We start from the raw sequence: 19,528 nt of genomic DNA, 5'->3' as shown, positions 1-19,528 counted from the left end.
TGCTTCTAAGATGAGAGAACCTATTACTATGGAAATTCTGCGTGGCTCGCCCGCTTTATCAGCGTTTCGTATTACTAAGCTCCATTCCCAGTGCCAGGCTCAACAGCTTCCCGTGACAGAAATTTATGCGGAGTATGTCCATTTCGCGGAAATAAATTCGCCTCTTACGGCAGAAGAACAGGAAAAATTAAACAGGCTATTAAAATATGGTCCTTCTTTAGCTGAACATGAACCCAAAGGTCAACTATTTTTAGTCACTCCCCGGCCAGGTACGATATCACCGTGGTCTTCAAAAGCGACAGAGATAGTTCATAACTGTGGGCTGAAACAAATTGCCCGTCTGGAAAGAGGGATTGCCTATTATATTCAATGCGATGAAATGAATGATATGCAGTGGCAGGCGCTGTCGACGTTACTGCACGATCGTATGATGGAACGCGTGTTTACTCAGTTTGAACAGGCGGAAGTGTTGTTTTCTCACCAACAGCCTGCACCATTGAAGCTGGTTGATATTCTGCAATCAGGACGTGCAGCATTGGAGGCTGCCAATACTGAATTGGGTCTGGCATTGGCGGCGGATGAAATTGATTATCTGCTTCGTGCTTTCCAGAAATTAGAGCGTAACCCGACTGATGTTGAGCTCTACATGTTCGCACAGGCAAATTCTGAACATTGCCGCCATAAAATTTTCAATGCGGATTGGGTGATTGATGGTCAGGAACAGGAAAAATCTCTGTTTAAGATGATTAAAAATACGTTTGAACAGACGCCGGACCATGTTTTTTCTGCTTATAAAGACAACGCTGCTGTGATGGAAGGTTCTCAGGCAGGGCGTTTTTTCCCTCATCCTGAAAATGGCGTGTATGATTATCATCAGGAACCCGCCCATATATTGATGAAAGTTGAAACACATAATCATCCAACCGCTATTTCTCCGTGGCCGGGAGCGGCAACAGGTTCAGGCGGCGAAATCCGTGATGAAGGTGCTACAGGCCGGGGAGCCAAACCCAAAGCCGGATTAGTTGGTTTCTCTGTCTCTAACCTGAAAATTCCCGGGTTTGAACAACCGTGGGAAGAAGAATTCGGTAAGCCTGAGCGAATTGTCAGTGCGCTGAATATTATGCTGGAAGGCCCCTTGGGAGGCGCTGCATTCAATAATGAATTCGGTCGTCCGGCGTTATTAGGGTATTTCAGAACGTATGAAGAAGAAGTGACATCTCATAACGGCACTGAATTACGTGGCTATCATAAACCGATCATGCTGGCCGGGGGTATCGGTAATATTCGTGAAGAGCACATCCAGAAAGGGGAGATCACTGTTGGTGCCAAACTGATTGTGCTGGGTGGCCCAAGCATGAATATCGGCCTTGGTGGTGGAGCGGCTTCTTCAATGACATCCGGTCAGTCTGATGCAGAACTGGATTTTGCCTCCGTGCAGCGTGATAACGCAGAAATGGAGCGCCGTTGTCAGGAAGTGATTGATCGCTGCTGGCAGCTTGGCAGTGATAACCCGATTTTGTTCATCCACGATGTTGGTGCCGGCGGGCTGTCAAATGCGATGCCAGAATTAGTCAGTGACGGCGGGCGAGGAGGCCATTTTGAACTGCGTAATATCCTCAATGATGAACCGGGGATGAGTCCATTACAGGTATGGTGCAATGAGTCTCAGGAACGTTATGTATTAGCTGTGGCACCGGAGCAGCTTGCTCTGTTCGAAGATATTTGCCAGCGGGAACGTGCGCCGTATGCTGTGATTGGTGAGGCGACAGAAGAGCGTCATCTGTTGTTGAATGACAGCCATTTCGATAATCATCCAATTGATATGCCATTGGATGTGCTTCTCGGTAAGACACCAAAGATGCTGAAGAATGTGAATTCACTGAAAGCAAAAGGAAAAGGGCTTGAGCGTCAGGGTATTGATTTGGCAGAGGCAGTTAAACGTGTTCTGCATTTACCCGCAGTAGCAGAGAAAACTTTTCTGATCACCATTGGTGACCGCTCAATAACCGGTATGGTAGCGAGAGATCAGATGGTCGGCCCTTGGCAGATCCCGGTTGCGGACTGCGCGGTGACGACAGCGAGTCTGGATAGCTATTATGGTGAAGCCATGTCGATGGGAGAGCGTGCCCCAGTTGCTCTGCTGGATTTTTCCGCTTCGGCCCGTATGGCTGTCGGAGAAGCACTGACAAATATCGCCTCAGCTTATGTACAGGACTTGAAGCGAGTGAAACTGTCCGCTAACTGGATGTCAGCCTCAGGTCACGCAGGGGAAGATGCCGGATTATATGAAGCAGTGAAAGCAGTTGGTGAAGAATTATGCCCGGCATTGGGCCTGACTATCCCTGTCGGCAAAGATTCTATGTCGATGAAAACCCGTTGGACACAAGAGGGTGAAGAGCGTGAGATGACATCTCCACTCTCACTAGTCATTACTGCATTTGCACGGGTAGAAGACGTGCGTTATACCGTTACGCCCGCATTATCAACCGATGATGATAACGCCTTGATTCTGATCGATCTGGGATTGGGACAAAATGCATTGGGGGGAACGGCATTGGCTCAGGTCTATCGTCAACTTGGCGATAAGACTGCGGATATTCGCAGTACTGAACAACTTGCCGGCTTCTTTAACGCTATTCAGCAACTGATTTCGGAACGTAAATTGCTGGCTTATCACGATCGCTCTGACGGTGGTCTGTTGGTAACATTGGCAGAAATGGCATTTGCCGGTCATTGCGGATTATATGCCAATATCAGTGCTTTTGATGAAGATATTCTGGCTGCTTTATTCAGCGAAGAACTGGGGGCGGTGATTCAGGTTCGTGAAACTGACAGGGAACAAGTTGAAAATCTATTGGCTGATTATGGGCTAAGCGATTGCGTACACTATTTAGGTAAAGCCAAAGCGGGAGATGATTTTGTCATCTCCAGTCATAATATGGAAGTTTATCGCCAGAACCGGAGCACTTTGCGTTTATGGTGGGCAGAAACAACCTGGCAGATGCAGCGCCTTCGTGATAACCCCGAATGTGCTGATCAGGAACATCAATCAAAACAGGATTTGAGTGATCCGGGCCTGAATGTGAAATTAACCTTTGATCCGGCAGAAGACATTGCCGCCTGTTACATATCAAAACAGATACGCCCACGTGTAGCTGTGTTGCGTGAACAGGGAGTGAATTCTCACGTCGAAATGGCAGCAGCATTCCATCGCGCTGGTTTTGAAGCTGTGGATGTCCATATGAGCGATTTGCTGAGCGGGCGAGTGACTTTGGAACAGTTCCAGACGTTGGTTGCCTGCGGTGGCTTCTCATATGGTGATGTTCTTGGTGCTGGTGAAGGCTGGGCTAAATCCATTCTGTTTAATTCACGGGTACGTGATGATTTTGCCAACTTCTTTTCCCGCCCGGATACCCTATCTCTTGGGGTATGTAATGGCTGCCAGATGATCTCGAATCTACATGAATTGATCCCAGGTACAGAATATTGGCCTCGTTTTGTCCGCAATTACTCCGAACGTTATGAAGCCCGTTTTAGTCTGGTTGAAGTGACAGAAAGTCCATCCTTGTTCCTACAAGGAATGGCGGGTTCTCGCCTGCCAATTGCTGTGGCTCACGGTGAAGGTCAGGTGGAATTCAGAAATAGCCAAAGTCTGGCTGAATTGGAAAAACACCAGCAAATTGCCCTGCGATTTGTAGATAACTATGGCCAGCCGACAGAAAATTACCCAGCTAACCCTAATGGTTCTGTTGGTGGGATTACCTCTGTCACCAGCCGTGATGGCCGAGTTACAGCAATGATGCCGCACCCTGAGAGGGTATTCCGTACAGTCAGTAACTCCTGGCACCCCGAAGAGTGGGGAGAAGATGGCCCATGGATGCGTATCTTCCGTAATGCCCGCAAGCAGTTAGGCTAATAGTTCAATTATCTAATTTTCACTTTTAATTATAAGGCTCTGAATATGTATCAGAGCCTTTATTTTTCACTCCGTTATCACAGATAATGTTTTTTCTACATGTGGTTTTTATCTTTTTGATTTATCGTTTTATTTGCGATTTCTTACTCTAACTGTCAAGGCATATCTCTATGACTAAAAAAACGATAAATCCTGACACTGTATTTAATTCTGTTCAATATGGTTTCAGTCAGGCAGTCATTAAAACAGGAACCCGACATCTGTTTTTGTCTGGTCAGGTCGGGGTTAATAAAGATGAGGAAACCATTTCGGGAGGATTACCTGCTCAAACTAAACTTGCGTTAGAAAATCTGCATTCAGTGATCCGAGAGGCTGGTGGCGAATTACGCGATATTACAATGCTGCGTATCTACATCAAGCAGGGATCTGAATCGCATGAAAACCAGTTGGTCATATCATCTTTATTACAGCAGTATTTCCCTTCAGAGCCTCCCGCTTCTTCTTGGGTCATTGTGACGGGGTTATCTTTACCTGAATGGCTAATAGAAATTGAAGCTGAAGCCATTTTAGATTAATGCAAAGATTTTCCATAACACACGAAGTGTTGTGTAAATGTTTTTATTTGGTTAACTTACGTTGTTTTATGAGTTAATTAAATTAATCGTTTTAAAATGGTGTCTCTAAAGAGCGACAATGGTCATTTTTATTGTCTCAAAATGGAGACACTTAATATTATGATTTAATTGAATAAATAAATTTAAATCATTAAGTGTCATAAATTAGCGACAAAAATACATGCTCTGCATCAAAAGCACATATAACAAAGTATAAACATTAAAGTATTTTTTATTTTTATTTAATAAAATCAAATGATTAATAAATAACTTTAAAAGTTGGCACACAATGTGCATTCAAGGTAGGCAGTTGCTCATTCAATTTTTTATGTCGGCCCACAGTATAGGGTGGAAACATGCCACATAAGCCCGGAATGACGCCAAAGTTAAGGTGCCTACCGTCCAATTTATGATATTCGCTTTCGGGCCTTATCAAGCAAGGGGCGACACGTGGAGTGAGGCACCACCTATATTCTTATAGGTTCCTCGCTGGCGGGATAGTAGAAAAAATACTATCCCGCCGTCATTATTGCAGATTCATTTTGCCCATCGTGTTGATATCTCCGCCTGCATTATTCTTGTTCTTGCCAGCCCATTTGTTATAACCCATTATTGAGACTATTTTTTTCTAAAACTATTTTTTCTGAAAAACGACGATAAAATTCATCATCTGGCAGGCTTTCTACCACCTTATATCGGTTAGCATCAACGTAATTGCAGGTTTTAAGATGATTTCTCTGAAAAAAAGGCGTTTATTTCCCCGATCATTGCGTCAATTAGTGGTAATGGCTTTCTGGTTGGTGTTATTACCGCTATTAGTTCTGGCATATCAGGCATATCAAAGCCTAGACCAACTTAGTACTCAGGCGGCAGAAATTAACCGCACAACTCTATCTGATGCCCGGCGCAGTGAAGCTATGATTGGTGTCGCTCTCGAGATGGAACGCAGTTATCGCCAGTATTGTGTTTTGGGGGATGCCCGGCTGGAAAAACTCTATCAACGCCAATATCAGCAGTACACAAGTATGCTGAACAATCAGATGGCGATGCTGGCTAATAAAGAGTATAAGGATAAATTTAACCAGATCCTGTCAGGGCTGACTAACATCACTTGTCGCAACAGTGTGCCAGAGGCTGCCGCAGCTAAATTACTTGAACAATTCTCAAACGCCAATAATCAGTTAGTACAGGAAACTCGCAATATTATTTTTATCCGTGGTGAGCAATTACAAGAAGAAATTGCGGATAAGGGGCGATTTTTTGGCTGGCAAAGTTTAATTTTATTTTTATTAAGCGCGTTTTTGATTGCCCTGTTTACACGAATGATTATTGGGCCAGTCAAAGGTATTGAACGCATGATTAATCGGTTAGGTGCAGGGCAGGCACTGGAAAACAAGATTGAATCCTTCAAAGGCCCCAGAGAGTTACGTTCACTGGCACTGCGCATTATTTGGCTAAGCGAACGCCTGTCTTGGCTTGAATCGCAGCGTCATGAGTTTTTGCGCCATATCTCCCATGAACTGAAAACACCTCTCGCCAGTATGCGCGAAGGAACGGAATTATTGGCGGATGAAATTGCCGGGCCATTAACTACAGATCAAAAAGAAGTGGTCACTATTCTGGATAGTAGCAGTAAGCATTTACAGCAACTTATTGAACAATTACTCGAATATAATCGTAAAATTGTCGATGCGCCTACGGAACAACAAGTCGTGTCGTTAAAAGAGATCATTGATAGTGTTGTCCTGTCACATCAATTACCTGCGCGGACAAAAAATATTCATACTGAAATTCAGTTGGATACTGATGATTGTTGGGCTGAACCTAAATTATTAATGAGAGTTATTGATAATCTCTACTCCAATGCAGTGCACTATGGCGCTGAATCCGGTAACATTTGGATTGCCGGTCGGCAAGTGGATAAAAATATCCAGATCGATATTGCTAATACGGGAACACCTATCCCTGAGTTAGAGAAGAGCATGATTTTCGAACCATTTTATCAAGGAAAACTTCAGCGCAAAGGTGCGGTCAAAGGAAGTGGTCTTGGTTTGAGTATTGCGCAGGATTGTATTAAACGGATGGGGGGAGAACTTCATCTGATAGAATCCGGCTTTGCTGATGTATGTTTCCGTATTGAACTGCCGTTAACCGCAGAAAATGACTAAATAATATGCACAACAGGTTTACTCACCACTTTATGATGAAGACGGAGCAGCAGAATATTGTGACTCGGACAGTGAAAAAAAAAGCGGTAATGCAACATTTATCTGAACGGGCGGTGTCCCGGTGTTTCCGTACTATGATGTTACTGTTTGTTCCTTATTTACTGGCAGGGTGTGTTTCAAATTCGGCTTCTGGTGAGTTGACAGAAATTTCTGAAGCCATTATGCCGGAGCAGCGTGTCATCGATTATCACTCCAAAGGCTGTGATGTGATATGGAATATCGCAAAAACAACCGCAATGGAAAATAGTCTTTACTGGCTAAGGTTGATCGACTGCACGGAGAAGCTTTCTCCAACGGAAGCCCGTGATAGGGTCAAACAGTTCATGGCAGATAATTGGCCACAGGTTTTCAAACAGAGTATTCTTATCAACCACTCGACACCTTCAGTTGCTGAACGGCGCAGTATCATAGAAAATCTGAATCGATATAGCATACAATTCCCGCCTTCTTTGCAGCCATTATTACAATTATGGCTTGACCAACAATACTTAAAAATTAGTCTGGTAGAGCAAAAGTCAAAATATCAGCGATTACAATCTGATAGTGAGACCAAAATTGATCGACTGAAAGATGCGCGAACCCGGCTGGAATATGAATTACTTTCAATATCCCGTAAGTTAGAAAATCTGACTGACATTGAGCGTCAGCTTTCATCCCGCAAGCAAAGTCAGAATAGCTCTTCGGCGTCAGTTGAAACAGAACATTCTGTTGATGAAAGTGGTAATAAAATCGATGGTTCCCACTCGGAAAGCCATTCGAAACGACTTCCGGAAAGAAAGTCGGAAACGAAAACAGAAGATAATTTTTCAGAAGAAAAAGGAGCTGAAGTACAATGACCGCACGCAATCCTGCTCATCTCCTTCTGGTTGATGATGATCCAAGCTTACTGAAATTGTTAGGAATGCGTCTGATCAGTGAGGGATTTCGTGTCACGACAGTGGAAAGCGGGCATGAAGCATTACGCACCTTATTAAAAGAAAAAGTAGATTTGGTCATCAGTGACTTACGCATGGATGAGATGGATGGCATGGCCTTATTTGCTGAAATTCAAAAACAGCATCCGGGTATGCCGGTGATTATTCTCACTGCTCATGGCTCTATTCCTGATGCGGTTGCCGCAACACAGCAGGGTGTATTTAGTTTTCTGACTAAGCCTGTTGATCGTGATGCACTTTACAAAGCCATTGATGATGCTCTGGAATTATCAACACCTGCCATAGATGGCAAATGGAGTGAGCAAATCGTCACTCGTAGCCCTCTGATGCTACGTTTGCTGGAACAGGCAAGAATGGTGGCACAGTCTGATGTCAGTGTTTTGATTAACGGGCAAAGTGGAACAGGTAAAGAAGTGCTGGCTCAGGCTATCCATCGCGCGAGTCCTCGGGCGAAGAAACCCTTTATTGCAATTAACTGTGGCGCTTTACCTGAGCAGCTATTGGAATCTGAATTGTTCGGCCATGCGAAAGGTGCATTTACCGGTGCTGTCAGTAGTCGGGAAGGGCTTTTTCTGGCAGCTCAGGGAGGAACGCTGTTTCTTGATGAAATCGGCGATATGCCATTGGCGCTTCAGGTTAAGCTATTGAGGGTATTACAGGAACGTAAGATCCGTCCTCTGGGAAGTAATCGTGATTTAGATATTGATGTCAGAATTCTTTCGGCAACTCACCGGGATTTGCCGAAGGCGATGCAGCGCAACGAATTTCGGGAAGATCTTTATTATCGATTGAATGTAGTCAACCTGAAAATCCCGACCCTGAATGAACGGGCAGAAGATATTCCTTTGTTGGCAAACCATTTGTTGCGGGAATCGGCAAAACGTCATAAGCCTTTTGTCCGTAGTTTCTCCACCAATGCGATGAAATGTCTGATGGCAGCAAGCTGGCCGGGGAATGTTCGTCAGTTGGTTAATGTTATCGAACAATGCGTAGCGCTGACGACGGCTCCTGTGATCAGTGATGCCTTAGTCATGCAGGCATTGGAAGGTGAAAACACGGCATTACCGACATTTGTGGAGGCGCGTAGCCAGTTTGAACTGAATTATTTACGTAAATTGCTGCAAATGACCAAAGGTAATGTGACCCATGCAGCCCGTGTGGCAGGGCGTAACCGGACAGAATTTTATAAATTATTGGCTCGCCATGAACTGGATGCTAATGATTTTAAGGAATAACCTTCCTGTAATTTAAATTCCATAAATAATTGAAACGTTTTTAAAGCCGTATTGAACTGTCTGAATCAGGCAGCGAAGTGAATAATGGCCCAGGAGAGCCGCATTCTATGAGTCGTACTCTTAATATTGCCCTTGCCCAATTAAACTGGCTGGTAGGGGATATCGAAGGCAACAGCGAGCGTATGTTGCATACAGTGCAGGAACAGCAGGAAAAAGGCGCTGATCTCGTCATGTTCTCTGAGTTATCACTGTCGGGTTATTTCCCAGAGGATCTACTGTTCCGTTCTGATTTCCATCAGCGTTGTCGAGAACAGTTAGTACGCTTACAAGAGGCAAGCTCTCAGGTTGGTATCTTAGTTGGTCATCCGTGGCAACAGGACGGAAAAATATATAACGCACTTTCGCTGTTCTGGAAAGGTGAAACTGTTGCCCGTTACTTCAAGCAACAACTGCCTAATTATGGCGTTTTTGATGAAGAACGCTATTTCGAGGCGGGCGATCGAACTTGTGTTATACCCTTTAAAGGTTACAACTTGGGTTTGCTGATTTGTGAAGACCTATGGTTTGATGCTCCGGTTGATGCTTTGAAACAGGCTGGAGCCGATATTATCCTGTCAATGAATGCTTCTCCTTATAATCACGAAAAACCGAATATCCGCAGTACGCTCATCAAATCACACTGCCAGCGTATTCATTTGCCAATCATCTATCTGAATCAGGTTGGTGGACAGGATCAGCTGATTTTTGATGGTTGTTCAAAAGTTTTTGATATGAAGGGTGAAATCACACACCGTATGGCCGCTTTTGAAGAGCAGGTCGAACTGTGTCGTTTGAGTGATATGGCAATCGAACCGATGGCAAACCCGATCCCTCCATTGCCACCATTGGGGCAAATTTATAAAGCCTTAGTGCTTTCTGTGCGGGATTATGTACAAAAAAATGGTTTTAAAGGTGCGTTACTTGGGTTATCCGGAGGGATTGATTCTGGTCTGACACTGGCGATTGCGGTGGATGCTTTGGGTAAAGAGCATGTACAGGCGGTGATGATGCCATTCCGTTATACCTCTGAAATGAGTATTCATGACGCCAGAGAACAGGCTGAATTACTCGGTGTTGAATTTGATATTGTCTCTATCGAACCTATGTTTGACGCATTTATGGCTCAGTTGGAGCCGATGTTTGCGGGTACAGAAAAAGACACAACAGAAGAAAACTTACAGGCTCGCTGCCGGGCTGTCATTTTGATGGCAATGTCAAACAAGCGCCGTCGTCTGGTACTGACGACCAGTAACAAAAGTGAATCAGCGGTAGGCTATTCCACTTTATATGGTGATATGGCTGGTGGCTTCAATGCTTTGAAAGATGTACCAAAAACAATGGTATTTGCATTGTCTACATATCGTAATACATTATCTCCTGCTATTCCTCAGCGTGTTATCGATCGTCCTCCCTCTGCGGAACTGGCTCCCGATCAGCTCGATCAGGACAGCCTGCCTCCGTATGACATGCTGGATGCTATCCTTGAGGGATATGTAGAAAAAGATAAATCTGTGGTTGATCTGGTAGCAGAAGGTTTTGACGAAGCGATTGTCCGTAAGGTGATCCGGTTAGTGGACATCAATGAGTATAAACGTCGTCAGGCTCCGATTGGCCCGCGTATTACACAGCGTGATTTTGGTAAAGACAGGCGCTATCCGATTACGTCTGGTTTCGGGCGTAAGAACTGGTAATAACAGGAATACTTCATGAAAAAGATTGATGCAATTATCAAACCTTTCAAGCTCGATGATGTGCGTGAAGCGCTGGCTGAAGTCGGTATTACAGGTATGACAGTGACAGAGGTGAAGGGATTCGGCCGCCAGAAAGGACACACCGAACTGTATCGTGGCGCAGAATATATGGTGGATTTTCTGCCTAAAGTCAAAATAGAGATTATCGTACCGGATGATATTGTTGATACCTGTGTCGATACGATTATGCAGACTGCCCAAACCGGTAAGATTGGTGATGGCAAGATTTTTGTGTTTGATGTTGCCCGTGTTGTTCGTATTCGTACGGGTGAGCAGGACGAAGAAGCCATTTAATCTCTAAGAGCCTCATTCCCCGCCATGGCGGCGGGGTTATAAATGACGATGCCGAGTTAAATAACTTTATGCGGGCCAAAACATTCATAATGGATATGTTGCTCATCAATGCCCATCTTCAGAAGTTGAGCAGCGATATATTGCATAAAAGCGACCGGCCCACAGAGATAAAACTGCATTCCTTCTACATTTATTTCATCTTTTACTGAAGTCAGTTCCATCAACCCTGTCTGTTGGTAATCTACGCCGTAATCATCTTCATTTCTGGGTTCGCGATACCAGACCTGATAATTCATATTAGGCATGGATTGAGCAATTGCCTTTACTTTGTCTGAGAAGGCATGACAACCGCCATGTTCTGCTGCGTGGAGCCAATTGATGGCACCAGAATGTTGTTGTTTATGCAGATATTGCAGCATGCTCATCATCGGGGTCAGGCCGACACCAGCAGAGATAAGCGTAACAGGGGTATCAGGTTGGATATCAAGGAAAAAATCACCTCGCGGAGCGGACAGTAATACGATATCCCCTTCCTGTACTTTATCGTGCATATAACCGGATACCTTGCCATGAGATTCTCGTTTAATGGCGATTTGATAGTGAGTGCCATTGGGTACAGCAGTTAACGAATACTGGCGAATTTCACGATGTTCAAAGGCCGGATCTTCCAGATAAATACTCAGGTATTGCCCCGGTTTATAATCTGAGACTTTACCGCCATCGACAGGCACAAATTCAAAACTGGTAATAACATCGCTTTGCCGCTGTTTCCGGCTGACACGGAACCGACGCAGGCCACGCCATCCTCCTGCCGAAAGTTCCCCATCCTGATAAATTTCTTCTTCCCGATTGATAAAAACACCGGCTAATACGTTGTAGGCTTTTCCCCAGGCATCGAGCACTTCTTCTGCCGGATGAAACATTTCATCAATTGTTGCTAATAGATGAGTTCCCACAATCTGGTAGTGTTCCGGCTGAATATTCAGGCTTGCATGTTTGTGAGCGATCTTTTCCACCGCCGGTAACAGAACAGATAAGTTATCGATATTAGCTGCATAAGCACAAAGGGCATTGAAAAGAGCCTGACGCTGATCACCGTTACTCTGATGGCTCATGTTAAAGATATTTTGCAATTCAGGGTTATGACTGAACATGCGTTCATAAAAATGAGCAGTCAATTTTGGCCCGGTAGAAACAATCAACGGAATAGTGGATTTTATAGTTGCGATAGTTTGACTGTCTAACATCATGATCTCCTGAATTTTTAAATCATGCTCAATTGATAAGTTGCATTTTAAATGCATCTTATTGTTCTGGGGAAGAGCTTAAAGTAAAAATAGGAAATTATTTTGATTTAAATCAAAATCACAGGATTTGTGAAACAACAATATTTGACAGGAATCACAAAGATCAATGATAAATCCTAGACTAATAAAAAACATGATGGGCTACAGGGCGGTAGGTCTTGAAGCAATCGTTTGCGTAAAATGTCCTGTCAAGACTATCTCATTTGATAAAAAGAGTTTACACTGTGTCACATTCTGGCCCTCAGGGGTATTTTTTAAAGATGTAGCTGAGTCAGGAGAACCAAATGCTAAAGCGTGAAATGAATATTGCGAATTATGATCCCGAACTGTGGCAGGCGATGGAGCAGGAGGTTCATCGTCAGGAAGAACACATTGAACTGATTGCTTCTGAAAACTATACCAGTCCAAGAGTTATGCAGGCTCAAGGCTCTCAGCTGACTAACAAGTATGCGGAAGGTTATCCGGGTAAACGCTACTATGGTGGCTGTGAGTACGTTGATATAGTTGAACAACTGGCAATTGACAGAGCAAAAGAGTTGTTTGGCGCAGATTATGCTAATGTCCAGCCGCATTCAGGTTCTCAGGCGAATATGGCGGTATATATGACGCTGTTGCAACCCGGTGACACTGTTTTAGGGATGAATCTGGCACACGGTGGGCACCTGACTCACGGTTCTCCGGTCAACTTCTCTGGTAAACTTTATAATGTTGTTCCTTATGGCATTGATGAAAATGGCAAAATTGATTACGACGATATCCGTAATCAGGCACTGAAGCATCAGCCTAAAATGATCATTGGTGGCTTCTCGGCATACTCAGGTGTGGTTGACTGGGCAAAAATGCGTGAAATTGCTGATGAAGTCGGTGCATACCTTTTTGTTGATATGGCTCACGTTGCCGGCCTGATCGCCGCAGGCGTTTATCCAAATCCGGTTCCTCATGCTCACGTTGTGACAACGACAACCCACAAAACACTGGCAGGCCCACGCGGTGGTCTGATTCTGGCGAAAGGCGGGGATGAAGAGCTGTACAAAAAACTGAACTCAGCTGTTTTCCCTGGTGGTCAGGGTGGCCCGTTGATGCATGTTATCGCAGGTAAAGCGGTTGCACTGAAAGAAGCCATGGAACCAGAGTTCAAAACGTATCAGCAGCAGGTTGCTAAGAATGCGAAAGTCATGGTAGATGTGTTTTTGCAGCGTGGTTACAAAATCGTTTCCGGCAGCACTGAAAACCATTTGTTCCTGCTGGATCTGGTGGATAAAGATATTACGGGTAAAGAAGCTGATGCAGCATTAGGTCGTGCCAACATTACCGTCAATAAAAACAGCGTGCCTAATGATCCTCGTAGTCCATTTGTCACTTCTGGTATTCGTATTGGCACACCGGCAATTACCCGCCGTGGTTTCAAAGAAGAAGAAACCCGTGAACTGGCGGGTTGGATATGTGATGTGCTGGATAACATCAATGATGAAACGGTAATTGAAAGCGTTAAACAGAAAGTATTGGCAATCTGCGCAAAATATCCGGTCTACGCATAATTTAGAATAATTATTGAGTATAAATACTGAATAAATAGTAATAAGCCCGTCTCATTAGTTTTGAGCGGGTTTTTTTGCATTAAACTTTTGCATTAAACACGGGGGCAAAGGATGGTTGTTCCATCAACATTTTGGCTGGGGTTAGGCTATTTCACCTATTTTTTCTCTTTTGGGATCTTTTTACCATTCTGGTCAGTCTGGTTGCAGGGAGAAGGCATTACTCCTTCCATGATCGGCATAATATTAGGCATTGGTTTGGTTTCCCGCTTTGTTGGCAGTCTCATTATTTCTCCTACCGTTAAAGACCCTGCCAAATTAATTACAGCGCTAAGAATATTATCTTTTCTGGCTTTGATCTTTACGGTCAGCTTTTCTTTTGGCAGCCACTGGGCATGGATTTGCCTTGTGATGATCGGTTTTAACCTGTTTTTTTCGCCGTTAGTCCCTTTATCAGATGCTTTGGCGGGGACATGGCAAAAGCAGTTTACTTTTGATTATGGCAAAGTGCGTGTGTGGGGGTCGATTGCCTTTATTATCAGTTCTTCTTTAACCGGGATATTACTTTCTTCCTCCGGTATTGAGTTTGGATCAAGTGTCAGTATTTCCTTTGATAAACTCAATGACTGGGTTGGTGGCAATTTATTCGGTCATCACCAGATTATCCTTGCTTCTCTGATTATCAGTGTTGCCATTATGCTGTCAGGTATGATGCTGAAACCGTCTATTATGCCTGCGGGTAAAATCAAGGTAGAAAACGCTAATACGGTATCATTCAGGGAGTTATTATCTGAAAAATCAGTGTGGCAATTTTTATTATGTGTCACGTTATTACAGGCAGCTCATGCCGGTTATTACAGCTTTGGTTCCATTTATTGGGAAAAAGCCGGTTATTCTTCATCAACTATTGGTTATCTCTGGTCACTGGGTGTGGTAGCGGAAGTTGTGATTTTCACCTTCAGCAAACAGCTATTCCGTCGCTGGAGCGCTCGCAGTCTCCTGCTGCTTTCTGCTATTTGTGGCGTTATTCGCTGGGGATTAATGGGCGCATTCACAGAACTGCCTGTGCTGATTATTATTCAAATTCTGCATTGCGGGACTTTCACTGTTTGCCATTTAGCGGCGATGCGTTTTATCGGTGCCAGAAAAGAAAATGAAGTGATTCGATTACAGTCAGTCTACTCTGCATTAGCAATGGGAGGCGGCATCGCTGTTATGAGTGCAGTAGGTGGTTTCCTGTATGAACATATGGGGGGCGGTATTTACTGGGTGATGGCACTGGTCGCATTACCTGCGATTTTCTTACGGCCTAAAGCTGAAGGCCAAATTCATTCAGTATGAAATGAAACTATAAATAAGAAACACTAAGTGAATAAACGCTAAGTAAAAAGGGCACCTATCGTTTTTGGTGCCCTGTGACTAACACTGTTCAGATAATTATTTTTAAATTAACGTTTCAGTGCTTCAGTCAATTCTTCACGCATTTCAGACAGCATATCTTTAACAATACGTGGGCTGCCTGCAACGATATTACCGGAACTAATGTAGTTGTGGCCACCAACAAAGTCAGTCACGATACAGCCGGATTCACGAACCAGCAGTTCACCACCCATGAAATCCCATGGTTTCAGGCCAATCTCGAAATAACCATCAACACGGCCGGCAGCAACATAAGCCATATCCAGTGCTGCGGAACCGGTGCGACGGAAATCTGCGCAGCGTTCAAATAATTTACCCAATACGTTCATGTAAGGGACAGCGTGTTGTTTAGCTTTGAATGGGAAACCGGTAGCAATGATAGTGCCATCCAAATCACGGGCGTTAGCACCACGTAGGCGATAGCCATTCAGCTGTGCGCCCTGACCGCGGGTAGCGGTGAACAGTTCGTTACGCATTGGATCGTAAACCACAGCAACTTCAGTGCGGCCTTTGATGCGCACGGCAATGGAAACAGCGAAGTGAGGGAGACGTTTAATAAAGTTGGTAGTGCCATCCAGTGGATCGATTACCCATTGGATATCGCTATCTTCACCTAAATGTTCACCGGTTTCTTCAGTGATAATAGTGTGCTTAGGATAAGACTTGCGGATAATGTCAATGATCATGCTTTCTGCTTCACGATCAACATTAGTGACAAAATCGTTACTGCCTTTTTGGCTTGCTTCAACAGCATCAGGAGTTTCATAGCTTTTGGCAATGTGGTTGCCGGCCTTACGAGCAGCGCGTATAGCGATATTTAGCATCGGATGCATGGGGTATCTTCCACCAGAATTTTAAAGAACGGGAAACAAATCGGCGCGCAGTATAGCAGTAGTTCGTCAAAATGACTAATGCTGTGTTAAGATATTCGGCTCTTATACTGAAATTAAAAGCCGTCATGTTAGAGAACATCCGCATTATCTTGGTAGAAACTTCCCACACAGGCAACATGGGTTCAACTGCCAGAGCTATGAAAACCATGGGGTTAACCAATCTGTATCTGGTCAATCCGCTTGTTTTGCCTGATTCTCATGCAATCGCACTTTCAGCAGGCGCCAGTGATGTCCTTGGTAATGCCACGATTGTGGATTCGCTGGATGAAGCACTGTCCGGGTGTGAATTGGTTATCGGGACCAGTGCCCGTTCCCGTACACTTTCCTGGCCAATGGTTGAACCGCGGGAATGTGGTGAACGCTGTGTCAACGCTGTTCAGAACTCACCGGTAGCTATTGTGTTCGGTCGTGAACGTGTGGGGCTGACTAACGAAGAACTCCAGAAGTGTCACTACCATCTTTATATTCCGACTAACCCGGAATATGGCTCGCTGAATCTGGCTATGGCTGTTCAGTTGGTCAGTTATGAGATTCGAATGGCATATCTTGCTGCTCAGGAAAAACAGGAAAAAGCGGATGCGACAGAGCATGAAGCGGAATACCCGCCTGTTGAAGATATGGAGCGTTTTTACCTGCATCTTGAGCAGGTATTGAGTCACTCCGGCTTTATTCGTAAAGCGCATCCGGGGCAGATAATGAACAGATTGAGGCGTCTTTATACCCGCGCCCGTCCGGAGACTCAGGAATTGAATATCCTGCGTGGCATTCTGACTTCTATGGAAAAATGGGCCAATAAATCATCTGAATCTGGTCAGGAATAGGATCAGAAATAGGCACTTGTGAGCGGTAACAGGATGAAAGACAACTAAATAATAGTTGAGTAAATTACTAGGTTAAATAGTTGACTAAAACGCTCAGGAATGCCACAATTTGACCCATATTTCACCATGGAGTTTTTGTTATGAGACTGACATCAAAAGGACGTTATGCGGTAACTGCCATGTTAGATGTGGCATTGCATTCACAAGAAGGGCCGGTGCCACTAGCTGACATATCTGAACGTCAGGGAATTTCCCTTTCCTATCTTGAGCAGTTGTTTTCTCGCCTACGTAAGAATGGTCTGGTTTCTAGCGTCCGTGGTCCGGGTGGCGGTTATCTGCTGGGCAGAGATGCCGGTAAGATTTTCGTTGCCGAAGTGATTTCTGCTGTTGATGAATCCGTAGATGCAACTCGCTGTCAGGGCAGGGAAGGCTGTCAGGGCGGTGATCGCTGTCTGACTCATACATTATGGCGTGATCTTAGCGAGCGCATTACGAGCTTCCTGAACAGTATCAGTTTAGAAGAATTAGTGAACAACCAAGAAGTTTTAGACGTTGCTGATCGTCAAGACAGCGATAAGCGCCGTACAGCTAATGGCCGGGTTCAAGAATTGATTAACGTTAACCTGCGAGCTTAATTAGTGGTAAATAAGCGGCAAACAAATGTATTAGAAGTGTCTTACGGAGCATGTGAGCAATGAAATTACCCATTTATTTGGACTATTCAGCAACAACGCCGGTTGACCCTCGTGTTGCTGAAAAGATGATGAATTATCTGACTATGGACGGGGTTTTCGGTAACCCTGCTTCCCGGTCACACCGTTTTGGCTGGCAGGCTGAAGAAGCGGTTGATATTGCGCGTAACCAGATTGCTGATCTTATCGGTGCTGACCCGCGTGAAATCGTCTTTACTTCAGGTGCAACAGAGTCAGATAACCTCGGTATTAAAGGTGCAGCGAAATTCTATCAGAAAAAAGGCAAGCACATTATTACCAGTAAAACTGAACATAAAGCTGTTTTGGATACTTGTCGTCAGTTGGAGCGTGAAGGTTTTGAAGTGACTTACCTTTCCCCAATGAGCAACGGCATGATCGACCTGAAAGAGCTGGAAGCCACAATGCGTGACGATACGATTCTGGTTTCTATCATGCACGTTAACAATGAAATTGGTATTGTTCAGGACATCGTGACTATTGGTGATATGTGTCGCAGCCGCGGCATCATTTTCCACGTTGATGCGACTCAGAGTGTCGGGAAGCTGCATATTGATCTCAGTAAACTGAAAGTTGACCTGATGTCTTTCTCGGCTCATAAAATTTATGGCCCGATGGGTATCGGTGGTCTGTATGTGCGCCGCAAACCTCGCATCCGTATTGAAGCACAGCAGCACGGTGGCGGTCATGAGCGTGGTATGCGTTCCGGTACACTGCCTGTTCACCAGATTGTCGGCATGGGCGAAGCCTACCGCATTGCAAAAGAAGAACTGCAAGCCGAGTCTGAACGTCTGCGTGGTTTACGTCTGCGTTTATGGAACGGTATCAAAGATATTGAAGAAGTTTACCTGAATGGTGATTTGGAACTGGGTGCACCACACATCCTGAATGTCAGCTTCAACTATGTTGAAGGTGAATCATTGATGATGTCACTGAAAGACTTAGCGGTTTCCTCCGGTTCAGCATGTACTTCTGCAAGCCTGGAGCCTTCCTATGTTCTGCGCGCACTGGGCATGAATGATGAGCTGGCACACAGTTCTATTCGTTTCTCTTTGGGGCGTTTTACCACAGAAGAAGAAATAGACTATGCAATCAAGTTGATCCATAACGCGATTGGTCATCTGCGTGATCTTTCTCCACTATGGGAAATGTTCAAGCAGGGAGTGGATCTCAGCACCATCGAATGGTCTCATCATTAATCAGACAGTTTCAGGAGTAACGACATGGCTTACAGCGAAAAAGTAATTGATCACTACGAGAATCCACGCAATGTAGGGTCATTTGATAGTGAAGATCCTTCAGTGGGTAGTGGAATGGTCGGTGCGCCGGCTTGTGGTGACGTCATGAGGCTGCAAATTAAAGTCAGCGATGACGGCATTATCGAAGACGCACGTTTTAAAACTTATGGCTGCGGCTCCGCGATTGCATCCAGCTCTCTGGTAACAGAGTGGATGAAAGGAAAATCACTGGATCAGGCAGAAGCAATCAAAAACACTGAGATTGCGGATGAACTGGAGCTGCCACCAGTGAAAATTCACTGTTCTATTCTGGCAGAAGATGCAATTAAAGCTGCAATTGCAGATTATAAGAGCAAGCGTCAGGCCAAATAATTCTTCTAAATATACCCTATGGATTTCGAGTTGTATCGAGGCGGCAAGAGAATGAATCCCTAGGAGCATAGATAACTATGTGACTGGGGTGAATGAGCGTAGCCAACAAAGAGACAACTTGAAATACGACGGGTAAATATAATTCTGGTGGATATTGTTTTAATATCCACCTTTACTGATTTTGAAGATGGTAGCTTTGAAGGTGATAGCTTCAAAGGTAA

The 19,528-nt window shown here is 44.6% G+C and carries 15 protein-coding genes; 13 read left to right on the top strand and 2 right to left on the bottom strand.

What is annotated here, in order from left to right; genetic code table 11:
• Positions 1–28 precede the first annotated feature (28 nt).
• The 7 genes from purL to glnB all read left to right on the top strand — a co-directional run bounded on the left by purL (position 29) and on the right by glnB (position 11,012).
• Complete coding sequence (gene purL / locus AAC855_RS01635) at positions 29–3,916, top strand: phosphoribosylformylglycinamidine synthase (RefSeq protein ID WP_340607916.1); 3,888 nt, start codon at positions 29–31, stop codon at positions 3,914–3,916.
• A gap of 170 nt (positions 3,917–4,086) precedes the next feature.
• Positions 4,087–4,491, top strand: coding sequence for a RidA family protein (locus AAC855_RS01630; protein ID WP_340607896.1), 405 nt, complete (start codon positions 4,087–4,089; stop codon positions 4,489–4,491).
• A gap of 767 nt (positions 4,492–5,258) precedes the next feature.
• Entirely contained in the window at positions 5,259–6,698 is a 1,440-nt protein-coding gene (locus tag AAC855_RS01625) for a sensor histidine kinase (protein ID WP_340607895.1), read from the top strand.
• Positions 6,699–6,730: 32 nt separating this feature from the next.
• Complete coding sequence (qseG, locus tag AAC855_RS01620) at positions 6,731–7,594, top strand: two-component system QseEF-associated lipoprotein QseG (RefSeq protein ID WP_340607894.1); 864 nt, start codon at positions 6,731–6,733, stop codon at positions 7,592–7,594.
• Positions 7,591–8,928, top strand: a complete 1,338-nt coding sequence (gene glrR, locus AAC855_RS01615; RefSeq protein ID WP_340607893.1) for a two-component system response regulator GlrR — start codon at positions 7,591–7,593, stop codon at positions 8,926–8,928. The genes qseG and glrR overlap by 4 nt, the downstream gene beginning before the upstream one ends.
• Positions 8,929–9,035: 107 nt before the next feature.
• A complete protein-coding gene (locus AAC855_RS01610; RefSeq protein ID WP_340607892.1) occupies positions 9,036–10,658 on the top strand; it encodes an NAD+ synthase in 1,623 nt (540 codons plus the stop codon).
• A gap of 15 nt (positions 10,659–10,673) precedes the next feature.
• Positions 10,674–11,012 carry a nitrogen regulatory protein P-II gene (gene glnB, locus AAC855_RS01605; protein WP_086956068.1) on the top strand — a complete coding sequence of 113 codons (339 nt, stop codon included), beginning with the start codon at positions 10,674–10,676 and terminating at the stop codon, positions 11,010–11,012.
• Positions 11,013–11,068: 56 nt separating this feature from the next.
• Here glnB and hmpA read toward each other — a convergent pair whose 3' ends face one another.
• The gene (gene hmpA, locus AAC855_RS01600) at positions 11,069–12,316 is read right to left on the bottom strand and encodes an NO-inducible flavohemoprotein (protein WP_422824334.1); all 1,248 of its coding nucleotides are present in this window, start codon (positions 12,314–12,316) and stop codon (positions 11,069–11,071) included.
• Between the two features lie 287 nt (positions 12,317–12,603).
• Between hmpA and glyA the strand changes: the two genes are divergently transcribed.
• Together glyA and AAC855_RS01590 are read left to right on the top strand one after the other, a co-directional pair.
• Positions 12,604–13,857, top strand: a complete 1,254-nt coding sequence (gene glyA, locus AAC855_RS01595; RefSeq protein WP_340607891.1) for a serine hydroxymethyltransferase — start codon at positions 12,604–12,606, stop codon at positions 13,855–13,857.
• Between the two features lie 111 nt (positions 13,858–13,968).
• Positions 13,969–15,195, top strand: coding sequence for a 3-phenylpropionate MFS transporter (locus tag AAC855_RS01590; protein WP_340607890.1), 1,227 nt, complete (start codon positions 13,969–13,971; stop codon positions 15,193–15,195).
• 107 nt (positions 15,196–15,302) lie between these two features.
• On the opposite strand, the gene suhB is transcribed toward AAC855_RS01590, so the two are convergent.
• On the bottom strand, positions 15,303–16,106 hold the full coding sequence (gene suhB / locus AAC855_RS01585; protein ID WP_340607889.1) for an inositol-1-monophosphatase: 804 nt from the start codon (positions 16,104–16,106) through the stop codon (positions 15,303–15,305).
• Positions 16,107–16,231: 125 nt separating this feature from the next.
• On the opposite strand from suhB, the gene trmJ reads away from it, so the two are divergent.
• The 4 genes from trmJ to iscU all read left to right on the top strand — a co-directional run bounded on the left by trmJ (position 16,232) and on the right by iscU (position 19,307).
• On the top strand, positions 16,232–16,987 hold the full coding sequence (trmJ, locus tag AAC855_RS01580; RefSeq protein WP_340607888.1) for a tRNA (cytosine(32)/uridine(32)-2'-O)-methyltransferase TrmJ: 756 nt from the start codon (positions 16,232–16,234) through the stop codon (positions 16,985–16,987).
• A gap of 140 nt (positions 16,988–17,127) precedes the next feature.
• On the top strand, positions 17,128–17,622 hold the full coding sequence (iscR, locus tag AAC855_RS01575; RefSeq protein ID WP_340607887.1) for a Fe-S cluster assembly transcriptional regulator IscR: 495 nt from the start codon (positions 17,128–17,130) through the stop codon (positions 17,620–17,622).
• A 59-nt stretch (positions 17,623–17,681) separates the two neighbouring features.
• On the top strand, positions 17,682–18,896 hold the full coding sequence (locus tag AAC855_RS01570; protein WP_340607886.1) for an IscS subfamily cysteine desulfurase: 1,215 nt from the start codon (positions 17,682–17,684) through the stop codon (positions 18,894–18,896).
• Between the two features lie 24 nt (positions 18,897–18,920).
• Entirely contained in the window at positions 18,921–19,307 is a 387-nt protein-coding gene (gene iscU, locus AAC855_RS01565) for a Fe-S cluster assembly scaffold IscU (protein ID WP_099110598.1), read from the top strand.
• Positions 19,308–19,528 lie beyond the last annotated feature (221 nt).

Origin of the sequence: Xenorhabdus bharatensis, from assembly GCF_037996705.1 — a bacterium.
Taxonomy (GTDB): Bacteria; Pseudomonadota; Gammaproteobacteria; order Enterobacterales; family Enterobacteriaceae; genus Xenorhabdus; species Xenorhabdus bharatensis.
The sequence above is the reverse complement of the archived record's forward strand: the minus strand, read 5'-3'. Positions and strand labels throughout refer to the sequence as shown.